Origin of the sequence: Kitasatospora sp. MBT66 (genome assembly GCF_000710405.2) — a bacterium.
Taxonomy (GTDB): Bacteria; Actinomycetota; Actinomycetes; order Streptomycetales; family Streptomycetaceae; genus Kitasatospora; species Kitasatospora purpeofusca.
The window spans coordinates 390,432-402,948 of sequence record NZ_JAIY01000010.1 but is presented as its reverse complement, the minus strand read 5'-3'; the positions used below and the strand labels follow the sequence as shown (position 1 = coordinate 402,948).

Here is a 12,517-nt window from a genome sequence, read left to right as displayed (position 1 = left end):
TCCGGATCGGCGCGGTGACCCGGCTCGCCGAGGCCGCCACCCGCGCCCTGGCCGGGGCCGCGGCCTGGTGCGGGGCGCCGGCCGCCGACCCCGCGCCGCGAGGGCCGGGACCGTCCGCCCCGTCCGCCCCGCCCGCCCCGAGGTTCGCCCCGCCGCTCACCCGGCGCGAGCACGAGGTGCTCCGTTGGGCGGCGACCGGCCGGACCAACCCGGAGATCGCCGCCCAGCTCGGCCTCACCTGCAACACGGTGACCGGCTACCTGAAGAGCGCGATGCACAAGCTCGGCGTCCGCAATCGCACCGAACTCGCCCTCACCGCCCGGGAGTCCGGACTTCTGGACTGAAAACCTCGCCGGGGAGGCTCAGTTGACGCGGCGCTCGCGCCCCGCCCAGTACGGCTCGCGGAGCCGGAACTTCTGCAGCTTCCCGGTGGTCGTCCGGGGCAGCGACTCCCGGAACTCCACCGAGGTCGGCGACTTGTACCCGGCCAGCCGCTGCTTGCAGTGCGCGATGAGGTCCGCCTCGCCGACCTCGGTGCCCGGCTTCAGCACCACCAGGGCCTTGACGGTCTCGCCCCACTTGGCGTCCGGGACGCCGATCACCGCGGCCTCGGCCACCGCCGGGTGGTCGTACAGGCAGTCCTCCACCTCGATCGAGGAGACGTTCTCCCCGCCGCTGATGATGACGTCCTTCTTCCGGTCCGAGATGGTCAGATAGCCGTCGGTCAGGGTGCCGCCGTCGCCGGTGTGGAACCAGCCGTCCCGGACCGCCTCGGCGGTGGCCTCCGGCTGCTGCCAGTAGCCCTCCAGGACGACGTTGGAGCGGACCAGTACCTCGCCCTGCTCGTCCACCCGGACCTGGTTGCCGAGGGCCGGGGCGCCGGCCTGCACCAGCTTCTCGGCCCGCCGCTCGGCGGGCAGTTCGTCCCACTCGGCGCGGGTGCGGTTGACCGTCACCACCGGCGAGGTCTCGGTCAGGCCGTAGATCTGCATGAACTCCCAGCCGAGTTCGGACTCCATCCGCTGCACCACCGAGGTGGGCGGCGGCGCGCCGGCGACCACCATCCGCACCCGGTCCCGGCCGGGGACCGGCCCCTCCCACTCGGCCGCCGCGTCCAGCACCATCTGCACCACGGCCGGCGCGCCGCACAGGAAGGTCACGCCGTGCCGTTCGACCCGGCGCAGGATCTCCGCGCCGTCGACCTTCCGCAGCACCACGTGCCGCGCGCCCAGTCCGGTGAGCGAGAACGGGAAGCCCCAGCCGTTGGCGTGGAACATCGGCAGGGTGTGCAGGTAGACGTCCCGGTCGCTCGCCCCGAAGTGCAGGGCCATCAGGTTCGCGTTCAGCCAGATGTTGCGGTGGGTGAGCTGAACGCCCTTGGGGCGCGCGGTGGTTCCGCTGGTGTAGTTGACGGTGGCGGTGTCGTTCTCGTCGACCGGGTACCGGCGGGGCGCGTGCTCGAAGTCGTACAGCAGCCGGTCGCTGTCGGCGCCGATCACGAACTTGTGCTTGGCGACCACCCCGGCCAGCGGCTCGGCCAGCTCCGGATCGACCAGCAGCACCGAGGCGCCGCTCTGCTCGACGATGTACGACACCTCCTCCGCCTTGAGGCGGAAGTTCACCGGCACCAGCACCCGGCCGTGCCCGCTGACACCGAACATCGAGGTCAGCAGCCGCGCCGAGTTGTGCGACACGACCGCCACCCGCTCACCGGGGCCGACCCCGAGCCGGTCCAGCCCGGCCGCCTGCGCCCGGGCCAGCTCGGCCACCCGTCGGTACGTCAGATCGCCCCAGGATTCGGCCGGTTGCGCCGATTCGTCGACGATGCCGACCCGGTCGCCGTAGACCAGCTCGGCCCGGTCGAGGAAGTCCATCACGGAGAGTGGAATCTGCATGCGCCCACTGTCCTCCGCCCGCCGCCCCCTGCACACCCCCGATCGGGGGTGTCACCCGGAAGGGGTCCGGGCCGTGCCAGCGGCGGCCTCGGCGCCGGCGATCGCCGCGGCGAGCCGGTCCCGGGTCTCGGACTGGGCGGCGATCCGGCGTTCCAGCACCGCCAGCCGGTCCCGGGCGATCCGCAGCGCGCCGGCCGACGGCGGCCCGAACGCCTCCTGGTCCAGGCAGCCGAGGAACGGCCGGACGTCCTCCAGGGTGAACCCGGCCTCCAGCAGCGAGCGGATGTTGCGCACCCGGGTCACCGCCGACTCCTCGTACACCCGGTAGCCGTTGGCGGCCCGCCCGGAGTCGATCAGTCCGGCCTGCTCGTAGTGCCGCAGCGCCCGGGCGGTGGTCCCCGTCGCCCGTGCCAGCTCGCCGATCCGCACCCGCGCGGCCCCCGTCCTTCCCCGGCGCTCATCCGACCACGGCGCCCCCGTCCACCGGGAAGACTACGCCGGTGACGAAGGAGGCCTGCGGCGCGGCGAGTTGCGTGACGGCCCAGGCCACCTCGGCGGCCTCGCCGATCCGGCCCAGCGGGGTGTGCGCGAGCTGCCAGGCGCGCAGCTCCGCCCGCCGTTCGGGGCCGATCCCGGCGTGCTCGGCGATCGGTGTCTCGATCGCGCCCGGTGCCACGGCCACCACCCGGATGCCGCGCGGGGCCAGTTCCACCGCCCAGCTGCGGGTCAGGGTGTCGACGGCGGCCTTGCTCGCGGCGTAGACGGAGTTGGCGGGCCAGCCGCGCAGGCCGACGGCCGTGCTGACGTTGACGACCACGCCCCGGCTGTCGGTGAGCGCGGGCAGCGCGGCCTGGGTCAGCAGCACGGGCGCCGTCAGATTGGTGGCCAGCAGCGCGGCGACGCCCTCCGGGGTGTAGCTGCCGAGTGTCGCGTGCGGGGCGATGCCCGCGTTGTTGACCAGGACGTCCAGTCGGCCGAAGCGTTCCAGCGCGGCCCCGACGATCCCCGCCGGGCCGTCCGGCGCCGTGATGTCGGCGACCAGCGGCACGATCCGCCCCGGCGCCCGCTCCGCCGTCCCCGCCAGCGGTTCGGCCCGCCGTCCGACCGCCAGCACCCGCGCCCGCGGGTCCTGCTCGGCGAAGGCCCACGCCGTCGCCCGCCCGATCCCGGTCCCCGCGCCGGTGACCACCACCACCCGTACCCGCTCCGCCACGGCCCCGTCCGTTCCCGTCGTTCCGTTCATGCCCGCAAGCCTGCGACCCTGACGCCGGTGTCAAGGTCAAGCGCCGTTCCGTGAACGGCGGGGCCCCGGCGGTGGTCGTGAGCCGGAGCCGGGGCTTCCTCTTGCTGAGCCGGCGGCGAACAGGCGGCGAACACGGCTCGCGGGGGAGGCGCGGCCTCCGTTCCGCTGCTAGGAAGGGCGGCAGGACCGCAAGGACATCCGCACGGGGAGAAACACCGATGACCGACCACCGTTCCGACAGCTCCGCCGGCTCCGACGGCCTCTACGAGGCGATCGGGGGCCTCGACGCCCTCCGGAGACTGAGCGACACCTTCTACCAGGGCGTGCTCGCCGACCCGCTGCTCGCGCCGGTCTTCGCCGACTTCACGCCCACCCACGTCGAGCACGTCGCCGTCTGGCTGGCCGAGATCTTCGGCGGGCCGGACCGCTTCACCACCGACCTCGGAGGCCACCAGTCCCTGCTCCGCGCCCACCTCGGCCTCGCCATCACCGAGGAGCAGCGCACCCGGTGGATGGAGCTGATGGCCGAGGCCGTGCACAAGGAGCTCCCCGAGGGTGAACTGCTGCGCCGCCGTGTCCTGGAGTACTTCGACTGGGGGACCCGGATCGCCAAGGACGTCTCGGCCTCACCGGCCGGCACCGACCTCGGTGACCCGGGCCCCACCCCGCGCTGGGGCTGGGAGGGCCTCAAGTAGGCCCCCGGAAACCGCCCCCGGAGCGGCCGCCGGGCACCGCCGGCGGCCGCGAAACCCGGTTGGACGAGAGGGGCCTGACGGGTCACAGTGGGCGCATGGCTTCTCTTGTGCGACATGTGACGTTCGACTGCGCCGACCCCCACTCCCTCGCGGTGTTCTGGGCGGAGGTGGTGGACGGCGCCCTGGGCGAGGGCGACGTGCCCGGTGACCCGGAGATCGAGGTCAACTCGGAGGGCGTTTCGCTGCTCTTCATCCGGGTCGAGGAGGGCAAGGAGGTCAAGAACCGGGTCCACCTCGACCTGGTGCCGAAGGACCGCACCCGGGACGAGGAGGTCGAGCGCCTGGTCGCCCTGGGCGCGAAGCAGTTCGAGGACCACCGCCGGCCCGACGGCGCGGGCTGGGTGACCCTCACCGACATCGAGGGCAACGAGTTCTGCGTGGTGCGCAGCGCCGCCGAGCGGGCCGCCACCGGCACCGCCTGAGCGGCCACACGCAACGGCTACCCGACGGCCGCCCGCCAGGTCCACGAGGTCCGGCGCGGGCGGCCGTCGAGTTCGCCCCGGCCGGTGCACCAGAGCAGCACCGCCGCCGGCTCCCCGGGGGGCGCGTCGGGGAAGAGCCGGGCGAGCACCGCCGCCGCGAGCCGCTCCGACGGTCGCCAGTCGAGGCCCAGCCCGAGGGTGATGTCATGGGTGTGCAGCAGGGTCTCGGCGACCCCCATCGCGGCGAAACCGGCCGGGTCGCACGGTCCGTAGTGCCAGGCCCGCAGCTCGGGCGGGGCCGCGTCCAGGGCGGTGGCCAGCAGGTGCGCGGCGGCCGTGACCACCGTGAGCACCTCGGCCGGCCCGGCGTCCGGGCGCACGGTGAGGTCCAGCGGCAGATAGCGGTCGGTGGGCCGGGCGGCGAGCTGTCCGGCGTAGGCGAGCAGGTCGTGGGCGATGTGGGCGGCGGTCTCCCGGCAGCTCCACTCCAGCGGCCCGGCGGGGGCGTCCCAGTCCGCGCCGTCGGCTGCGGCGGCGGGCCCGAGCACGGCGGTCGCCGCGTCGAGCGCCGCCCTGACATCAGTGCCGTTCATCTGATGATCGGTCATCGCCCCACCGTCTCACGCGGGCCACCGTCTCGTGCGCGCCACTGCCCCGGGATCGACCGCCCGCGCCCGGCCGGGTCAGCCGACCTGGATCGAGCGCTTCGCCAGGCCCATCCAGAAGCCGTCGATCACGGTGCGCTGGCGCTCCAGTTCGCCCTCGGCGGCACCGAGGGTGACGAACAGCGGGGCGAAGTGCTCGGTCCGGGGGTGGGCGAGCCGGCCGGCCGGCGCCTTCTCCTCGAAGTCGAGCAGCGCGTCGAGGTCCTGGGCCTCCAGCGCCCGCCGGCCCCAGTCGTCGAACTCGGCCATCACCGAGGTGATCCGGCCGTCGCTGCTGAGCGCCCGCAGGTTGTGGGTGAAGAAGCCGCTGCCGACGATCAGCACGCCCTCGTCGCGCAGCGGGGCGAGCCGGCGGCCGATCTCCAGCAGCCGCTGCGGGTCGAGGGTCGGCATGGAGACCTGGAGGACGGGGATGTCCGCCTCCGGGAACATCTCCACCAGCGGGACGTAGGCACCGTGGTCGAGGCCCCGGTCGGGGATGTCCTGGACCGGTGTGCCGGGGGCGCGCAGCAGCTTCCGCACGCGCTCGGCGAGCTCCGGTGCGCCGGGGGCGGCGTACCGGACGCGGTAGTAGTGCTCGGGGAAGCCCCAGAAGTCGTACACGAGGGGCACGGTGGTGACGGCGCCGAGCGCGAGCGGGGCCTCCTCCCAGTGCGCCGACACCATCAGGATCGCCCTGGGCCGGGGCAGGTCGGCGGACCAGGCAGCCAGCTGACCCGGCCAGACCGGGTCGTCGGCGAGCGGCGGCGCGCCGTGCGACAGGTAGAGGGCGGGCATGCGGCCGGTTGCGGCGGTACTCATGGCGGTTCTTCTCCTCCGGCCCTCGGGGTGCTGGGGGTGGTCCTCGGAAGGGCGGTCCGGGCAAGTAGTTCAAATTTGAACTCTCGACTGATTTCGACCGTACACCTTCGTTCGAATTTGAACAATAGGAGTACGATCACCTCATGCCCTCCACCTCGTCCGCACCTTCGGCGCCCCCCTCCGCCGCCTCCCCGTACGAGCCCCGGTGGCTCGACGAGGAGGAGATGGCTGCCTGGCGGAGCTTCGTCACCGCGAGCAACCTCCTCAACCGCCGCCTGGAACGCCAGCTCAAGGAGGACTCCGGTCTCTCCCACACCCAGTACGAGATCCTCGTCCACCTCTCCGCCGCCCCGGCCGGCTCGCTGCGCATGACCGAACTGGCGGACAAGCTCGTCACCTCCAAGAGCGGCCTGACCTACCAGGTCACCCAGCTGGAGAAGATGGGGCTGGTCGGTCGGCGCTCCTGCCCGAGCGATGTGCGCGGCGTGTTCGCCGAACTCACCGACCAGGGCCGGGAGCTGCTGCGGGAGGCCGCCCCCGGCCATGTCGCGCTGGTCCGCGAACTGCTGATCGACGTGCTCAGCCGGGAGCAGCTCGCCGTGCTGGCCGACGGCCTCGGCCAGGTCAGCGCCCGGCTCCGTCTCGACGACGCCCTCTGAGTCGGGCGGCGCCCGCCGCACCGTCCGCGAGGCGTCCGCCCTTCGAGCCGCCGGGTCCCGAGGACACCCCCGTCGTCCTCGGGACCCGGCTTTCACCCGTCCCGCCCCGACCCCGTCGCGCCCTCAGCTCCCGGCCGGGGCCGCCTCCGTCGCGCGGGCGAGCAGCAGCTCCCGCTCCCGCTCGTTGCGGGTCAGCCCCGCCGCCCGCTCGAACTCCGCCCGCGCCTCCGCGCCCCGCCCCAGCCGGGCCAGCAGGTCGCCCCGGACGCTGGGCAGCAGGTGGTACCCGCGCAGCGCCGGCTCCTCGGCCAGCGCGTCCACCACCTCCAGCGCGACCGCCGGACCCTCGGCCATCGACAGCGCCACCGCCCGGTTCAGCTCGACCACCGGGGACGGCGTCAGCGCCATCAGCCGCCCGTAGAGGGCGGCGATGGTCTGCCAGTCGGTGTCCTCGTAGCGCACGGCCCGCGCGTGGCAGGCCGCGATCGCCGCCTGCACCGAGTACGAGCCGGTGCCCGCCCGCAGCAGGGCGGCGAGCCCGCGCCGGATCAGCAGCCGGTCCCAGCGGGCCCGGTTCTGGTCGGCGAGCAGCACGGGCCGGCCGTCCGGGCCGGTGCGGGCCGCCGTCCGGGAGGCCTGGAGCTCCAGCAGCGCCGCCAGCCCGTGCGCCTCGGGCTCCCCGGGCATCAGCGCGGCCAGGACCCGGGCGAGGCGCAGCGCGTCCTCGCAGAGCGCCGGCCGCAGCAGGTCGTCCCCGGCGGTGGCCGAGTACCCCTCGTTGAAGATCAGATAGATGACCTCCAGGACGGAGGAGAGCCGGGCCGCCCGCTCCGCCCCGTACGGGACCTCGAACGGTATCCCGGCCTGTGCCAGCGTCCGCTTGGAGCGGACGATCCGCTGGGCGACCGTGGGCTCCGAGGAGAGCACGGCCCGGGCGATCTCCGCCGTGGTGAGCCCGCCGAGGAGCCGGAGCGTCAGCGCGATCCGGGCCTCGGCGGACAGCACCGGGTGGCAGACGGTGAAGATCAGCCGCAGCAGGTCGTCGTCGATGTCGTCCGGCCCGGCCGGCTCCGGCGGCGGGACGTCCTCCAGCGACCGCCCGACCTCGGCGAGCTTGCGGGCGTAGGTCTCCCGGCGGCGGACCAGGTCGACCGCGCGGTGCTTGGCGGTGGCCATGAGCCAGGCACCCGGACGGTCCGGGACGCCCGACCCGGGCCACTGCTCCAGGGCGGCGACCAGGGCGTCCTGCGCCAGCTCCTCGGCGATGCCGACATCGCGCACGATGCGGGTGACCCCCGCGATGATCCGGGCGGACTCGATCCTGAACACGGCCTCGACCGTCCTGGCCGTGTCCGCCCCGGCGGCTTCCGTCGCACCGGCTTCCGTCCTACCGGGTTCCGGCCCACCGGCTTCCGTCGCACCCGCGTCGCGCTCCGTCACGATCACCCATCAGAGCAGTCGCCGCCCGGGCGGGCAAACCGTCCGCCCGCCCGGCGGTCCGCCCGTCGCGCCGCCGCCCGGCCTGCCCCGTCCGCCCCGTCACGCCTCCGGCGGCGTGGCGGCCTCGTCGATCTGCCGCAGCTCGGCGCCGACCGTCCAGCTCCCCGGGTGGACCTCCAGGAAGCGCCGGGTCCACTCGACGGCCTCGGCCATGTCCTTGCACTGGATGATCGCGTAGCCGCCCACGACCTCCTTGGTCTCGGTGAACGGCCCGTCGGTGGCGGTCACCTTGCCGCCCTCCCAGAGCAGCCGGGTGCCCTCCTTGGTGGGCAGCAGTCCGGCGGTGTCCAGCATCACCCCGGCCTTGGTGATCTCCGCGAACAGCGCTCCCATCCGCTCCTCGAACGCGGGGTCCATCTCGAAGTTCTGGGACTGCTGCTCGTCGATGCGGATCAGGCTCATGAAGCGCGGCATGGTACTCACTCCTCGTCGGTGCGGGCGGGGCTTCTCCCCGCCGCTCACCCCTGCGTCGAACGGAGGGCGTCCGTTTCGACAGCCGGCCGGGAAATTCTTCCGACGGATTCCGCCCCCGGCCACCGGAGCATCCGGCGTGCCTGCGCGGCGACGCGCGAAGGCGCCGCCGCACGGGTGTATCGGACCGGGCCGGGTCTCCGCTACGGTGGCGGCGGATACACCGATGTATCCGATGCGCTGATGTATCGAGGTGGGCTGTGGCGGCGACGGATGCGGCACCCGGGCCCGGCGGCGTCCGGGTGACCGCGCGCAGGGCGCGGACGAGGGCCCGGCTGCTGGAGGCCGCGTTCGGCGTGTTCGCGGCCAAGGGGTTCGGCCGGGTGTCGATCGAGGAGGTCTGCGAGGCCGCGGGGTTCAGCCGGGGGGCGTTCTACTCGAACTTCGACACCCTGGAGCAGCTGTTCTTCGTCCTCTACGAGGAGCGGGCCGAGCTGATCGCCGCCCAGGTCACCGGGGCGCTCGCGGCGCGGGCCGGGGACACGGACGTGGCCTCGCTGGTCGAGCGGGTGACCGGCGTGCTGCTGCTGGAGCGCGACTGGCTGCTGATCAAGACGGACTTCCTCGTCGCCGCCGCCAGGGACCCCCGGACCGCGCGGACGCTGCTGGAGCACCGCCGGCGGCTGCGGGAGCTGATCGCCGAACGGCTGGCCGAGGTGGCCGCCGAGCGCCCGCTGCCCGAGGTGCTGGGGGGCGCCGAGGGCGCGGCCCACGCGGTGATCGCCGCCTACGACGGTGTCACCACCCAGCTCCTGCTGGACCGCGACGTCGAGCACGCCCGGGCCTGGCTCCGGCAGCTGCTGCTCGCCCTGCTCTCCGCCGACGGACCCCGCTGACGGGTGCCCCGCTCCTCCCCGTCTTTCCTGTCTTCCCCTGTGTCCCCGGCCGGACCAGCAGGACCGGCCGGTCGCCCGAAGGATGGAGTGTTCCCATGGACGCCGATGTCATCGTGGTCGGAGCCGGACTCGCCGGGCTCGTCGCGGCGCGCGAGCTCACCGCGCGGGGCCGACGGGTCGCGCTGCTGGACCAGGAGAGCGCCGCCAACCTCGGCGGCCAGGCCCACTGGTCCTTCGGCGGGCTCTTCCTGGTGGACTCCCCGGAACAGCGGCGGCTCGGCGTGAAGGACTCCGTCGAGCTGGCCTGGAACGACTGGAGCGGCAGCGCCCGCTTCGACCGCCTCGACGACGAGGACTCCTGGGCGGTGCGCTGGGCCCGCGCCTATGTGGACTTCGCCGCAGGCGAGAAGCGCGCCTGGATCACGGAACGCGGGATCAAGCTGACACCGCTGGTGGGCTGGGCCGAGCGCGGCGACCTGCGCGCGGACGGCCACGGCAACTCCGTACCGCGCTTCCACGTCCCCTGGGGCACCGGCACCGGGGTGGTGGGCCCGTTCGTGCAGGACGCCCGGCAGGCCGCGGCCGCCGGCCTGCTCACCTTCCACCACCGCCACCGGGTCGACGAGTTGGTGGTCCGGGACGGGGCGGTGACGGGCGTGCGGGGCACCCTGCTGGCGCCGGACCCGGCACCGCGCGGCGCCGCCTCCAACCGGGAGCCGGCCGGGGAGTTCGAACTCACCGCCCAGGCCGTGATCGTCACCACCGGCGGCATCGGCGGCGACCACGAACTCGTGCGCCGCCACTGGCCGGAGCGCATGGGCACGCCCCCGAAGAACATGATCACCGGCGTCCCGGCGTACGTGGACGGGCGGATGCTCGACATCAGCGCCGCCGCGGGGGTGCGGCTGGTCAACCGCGACCGCATGTGGCACTACACCGAGGGCATCCGGAACTGGGACCCGGTCTGGCCCGGACACGCGATCCGCATCCTCCCGGGCCCGTCGCCGCTGTGGTTCGACGCCCTCGGACGTCGTCTGCCGGAGCCCTGCCTGCCCGGCTACGACACCCTGGGCACGCTCAGGCACCTGCGCACCACCGAGGACATCGCGGGGTACGACCACTCGTGGTTCGTCCTCACCCAGCGCATGATCGAGAAGGAGTTCGCGCTGTCGGGCTCGGAGCAGAACCCCGACCTCACCAGCGGCGACCGCAAGGCCGTCCTGCGCGAGCGCCTCCTCGGCAGCGGGGCACCCCGGCCGGTGGAGGCGTTCAAGCGGAACGGCGCGGACTTCGTCGTCGCCGCCACCCTGGAGGAACTGGTGGCGAAGATGAACGGCCTGACCGAGGAACCGCTGCTGGACCCGGCCGTGCTGCGGGCCCAGATCGAGTCCCGGGACCTCCAGATCGCCAACCCCTTCAGCAAGGACGCCCAGATCCAGGGCATCCGCAACTCCCGCCGCTACCTGGGCGACCGGCTCAGCCGCACCTCCGCCCCGCACCGCGTGCTCGACCCGGCGGCGGGCCCGCTGATCGGCGTCAAGCTGCACGTCCTGACCCGGAAGACCCTCGGCGGCATCCAGACCGACCTCGACTCCCGCGCCCTCGGGCTCGACGGGCGGCCGGTCGACGGCCTGTACGCGGCGGGGGAGGTGGCCGGGTTCGGCGGCGGGGGCGTGCACGGCTACAACGCCCTGGAGGGCACCTTCCTCGGCGGCTGCCTGTTCTCCGGCCGCGCGGCGGGCCGGGCGGCGGCGGAAGCGGTGGCCTGACGTACCCGAGGGGTGTGACGGCGGGGGCGGACCCGGTGGTCGGGCCCGCCCCCGCCGTCGCACCCGGGGCGGTCAGAACATCCGGGCCTGGGTGACCCGGTTCAGGTGGATCAGCACGTCGTAGGCCCGGCCGATCGCCAACTCCGGCCGGGGGTCGGTGAGGTAGACCGATCCGGCCTCGTAGGTGGGGCGGGAGACGTTCAGCCAGTCGCGGGCCGCCCGGGGCGCGGTGCGCAGATCGACGTAGTAGTCCCGGTAGCGGACCCGGTCGAGGGTGTGCTCGTTCATCTCCGGCGTGGCCGGCGGGACGGTGACGGCCTTCCAGGCGTCGGTCAGGATCCCGTCGTTGGTGAGGAAGGAACCGCTGTCGAAGGTGAAGCCGACGGCCACGTAGTCCTTGCCGTAGGTGTCCCGCAGGTGGGAGCCCTGCGGCTCGGGGTACAGGAAGGTGTCGGTGGCCAGGTAGCCGGCGTGCCCGTTGTGCGCCGACAGCAGCACCTTGCCGCCGGTCCGGCGCTCCCACCAGGCGGTGTTGTCCGCCATCGCCCGGTCGCGCAGCTGCTCCGCGGCGGAGACGGAGGCCGGGTCGGCGAGGTCCAGGGCCGCGAACTCGAAGGTGTCGGCGATGTTCCGGGCGTGCTGCACGGCCCACGCGCGGGCGTCCCCGTCGGCACCGCTGGCGCTGACCAGGTCGAGGGCCTGCCGCGCCTTGGCGGCGTTCTCCCGGCGCTCGGCGACCGGCTTCTTGAGGTACGCCATGGTGTCGTCGAACGGCCGCAGCCCGGCGTAGAGCCCGTCGAGCTGGGGGAGCGCGTCCGGCCGGGCCTCCCGCAGGTAGGAGGCGACGCGTTCGAAGATCCGGTCGCCGAGCCTCGGGGCGCCGATGTCGTCGCCCAGGAAGTGGACCGGGTTCCGCGGGTGGCTCCGGTTGTAGGAGCGCATCCAGGCGATCAGGTCGGCGAACTCCTCGCGGTCCCACGGGCTGCCGCCCAGGGCCTCCTTGACCACCTGCCGCGCGTCGCCCGGGCCGCCCTGGACGTACTCCTCGATCTGCAGGCCGCTGGTCCAGCTGGTCTCCAGGGCGAAGGTGGTGAAGCCCTTCTCCTCGACCAGGTAGCGGAACAGCCGCTGCTTCATCGCGAAGAACTCGTGCGAACCGTGGGTGGCCTCGCCGAGGCCGACCACCCGGGCGTCGCCGATCATCGCGCCCAACGCCCGCAGGTCCGCGGTGCGGCCACCCGGTTCGGTCGTCCGCAGCGGTTGGGCGACGCTCTCCAGCGCTCGCACCACGGCGGAGCGCTGCGCCTGCGTCGGGTCCGCGGCCGCAGCCGTGGCCGCGGACCCGGCCGTCGCGGGGGTCACCGGCGCGGCGACCGCCGCCACCGGGGCCAGTACCGCGGCGGCGGCCAGTGCCGCCGTCGCCGCCAGCACCCCGCGCCGCCCGAACCGCTTGTTCCCTGCCATCTTGTGATCACTCCTCGACCCGACGGACCGCCGATGA

General features: G+C 74.0%; 14 protein-coding genes. 6 read left to right on the top strand and 8 right to left on the bottom strand.

Going from position 1 to position 12,517, the window contains the following annotated elements; all coding sequences use genetic code 11:
- Positions 1 to 344 (top strand): response regulator transcription factor (locus tag BI06_RS26475; RefSeq protein ID WP_043472092.1); only part of this gene is annotated, 344 nt, incomplete at its 5' end.
- A gap of 18 nt (positions 345 to 362) precedes the next feature.
- Here BI06_RS26475 and BI06_RS26470 read toward each other — a convergent pair.
- The 3 genes from BI06_RS26470 to BI06_RS26460 are packed head-to-tail and all read right to left on the bottom strand — an operon-like array spanning position 363 to position 3,138.
- A complete protein-coding gene (locus tag BI06_RS26470; RefSeq protein WP_043472089.1) occupies positions 363 to 1,895 on the bottom strand; it encodes an AMP-binding protein in 1,533 nt (510 codons plus the stop codon).
- Between the two features lie 51 nt (positions 1,896 to 1,946).
- The gene (locus tag BI06_RS26465; RefSeq protein WP_030391139.1) at positions 1,947 to 2,324 is read right to left on the bottom strand and encodes a MerR family transcriptional regulator; all 378 of its coding nucleotides are present in this window, start codon (positions 2,322 to 2,324) and stop codon (positions 1,947 to 1,949) included.
- A gap of 28 nt (positions 2,325 to 2,352) precedes the next feature.
- Complete coding sequence (locus tag BI06_RS26460) at positions 2,353 to 3,138, bottom strand: SDR family NAD(P)-dependent oxidoreductase (RefSeq protein ID WP_037778593.1); 786 nt, start codon at positions 3,136 to 3,138, stop codon at positions 2,353 to 2,355.
- A 218-nt stretch (positions 3,139 to 3,356) separates the two neighbouring features.
- Here BI06_RS26460 and BI06_RS26455 point away from each other — a divergent pair, with 218 nt between their 5' ends.
- Together BI06_RS26455 and BI06_RS26450 are read left to right on the top strand one after the other, a co-directional pair.
- Positions 3,357 to 3,833, top strand: a complete 477-nt coding sequence (locus BI06_RS26455) for a group II truncated hemoglobin (RefSeq protein WP_051741891.1) — start codon at positions 3,357 to 3,359, stop codon at positions 3,831 to 3,833.
- Positions 3,834 to 3,928: 95 nt separating this feature from the next.
- A complete protein-coding gene (locus BI06_RS26450; protein WP_030391136.1) occupies positions 3,929 to 4,315 on the top strand; it encodes a VOC family protein in 387 nt (128 codons plus the stop codon).
- Positions 4,316 to 4,332: 17 nt separating this feature from the next.
- Here the strand turns inward: BI06_RS26450 and BI06_RS26445 are convergent, their stop codons facing one another.
- Complete coding sequence (locus tag BI06_RS26445) at positions 4,333 to 4,923, bottom strand: maleylpyruvate isomerase N-terminal domain-containing protein (protein WP_233290298.1); 591 nt, start codon at positions 4,921 to 4,923, stop codon at positions 4,333 to 4,335.
- 75 nt (positions 4,924 to 4,998) lie between these two features.
- Positions 4,999 to 5,781 carry a dioxygenase gene (locus BI06_RS26440; RefSeq protein WP_043472086.1) on the bottom strand — a complete coding sequence of 261 codons (783 nt, stop codon included), beginning with the start codon at positions 5,779 to 5,781 and terminating at the stop codon, positions 4,999 to 5,001.
- Between the two features lie 143 nt (positions 5,782 to 5,924).
- Between BI06_RS26440 and BI06_RS26435 the strand changes: the two genes are divergently transcribed.
- A complete protein-coding gene (locus BI06_RS26435) occupies positions 5,925 to 6,440 on the top strand; it encodes a MarR family winged helix-turn-helix transcriptional regulator (protein WP_051741889.1) in 516 nt (171 codons plus the stop codon).
- 123 nt (positions 6,441 to 6,563) lie between these two features.
- On the opposite strand, the gene BI06_RS26430 is transcribed toward BI06_RS26435, so the two are convergent.
- Both BI06_RS26430 and BI06_RS26425 read right to left on the bottom strand, forming a co-directional pair.
- Complete coding sequence (locus tag BI06_RS26430) at positions 6,564 to 7,769, bottom strand: RNA polymerase sigma factor (protein ID WP_043472084.1); 1,206 nt, start codon at positions 7,767 to 7,769, stop codon at positions 6,564 to 6,566.
- Positions 7,770 to 7,979: 210 nt separating this feature from the next.
- Positions 7,980 to 8,354, bottom strand: a complete 375-nt coding sequence (locus BI06_RS26425; RefSeq protein ID WP_030391131.1) for a YciI family protein — start codon at positions 8,352 to 8,354, stop codon at positions 7,980 to 7,982.
- Between the two features lie 257 nt (positions 8,355 to 8,611).
- Here BI06_RS26425 and BI06_RS26420 point away from each other — a divergent pair, with 257 nt between their 5' ends.
- Entirely contained in the window at positions 8,612 to 9,247 is a 636-nt protein-coding gene (locus BI06_RS26420; protein ID WP_051741887.1) for a TetR/AcrR family transcriptional regulator, read from the top strand.
- Positions 9,248 to 9,342: 95 nt separating this feature from the next.
- A complete protein-coding gene (locus BI06_RS26415) occupies positions 9,343 to 11,016 on the top strand; it encodes an FAD-binding dehydrogenase (RefSeq protein ID WP_030391129.1) in 1,674 nt (557 codons plus the stop codon).
- A gap of 72 nt (positions 11,017 to 11,088) precedes the next feature.
- Here the strand turns inward: BI06_RS26415 and BI06_RS26410 are convergent, their stop codons facing one another.
- Positions 11,089 to 12,480, bottom strand: a complete 1,392-nt coding sequence (locus BI06_RS26410; RefSeq protein WP_043472076.1) for an erythromycin esterase family protein — start codon at positions 12,478 to 12,480, stop codon at positions 11,089 to 11,091.
- Between the last annotated feature and the right edge of the window lie 37 nt (positions 12,481 to 12,517).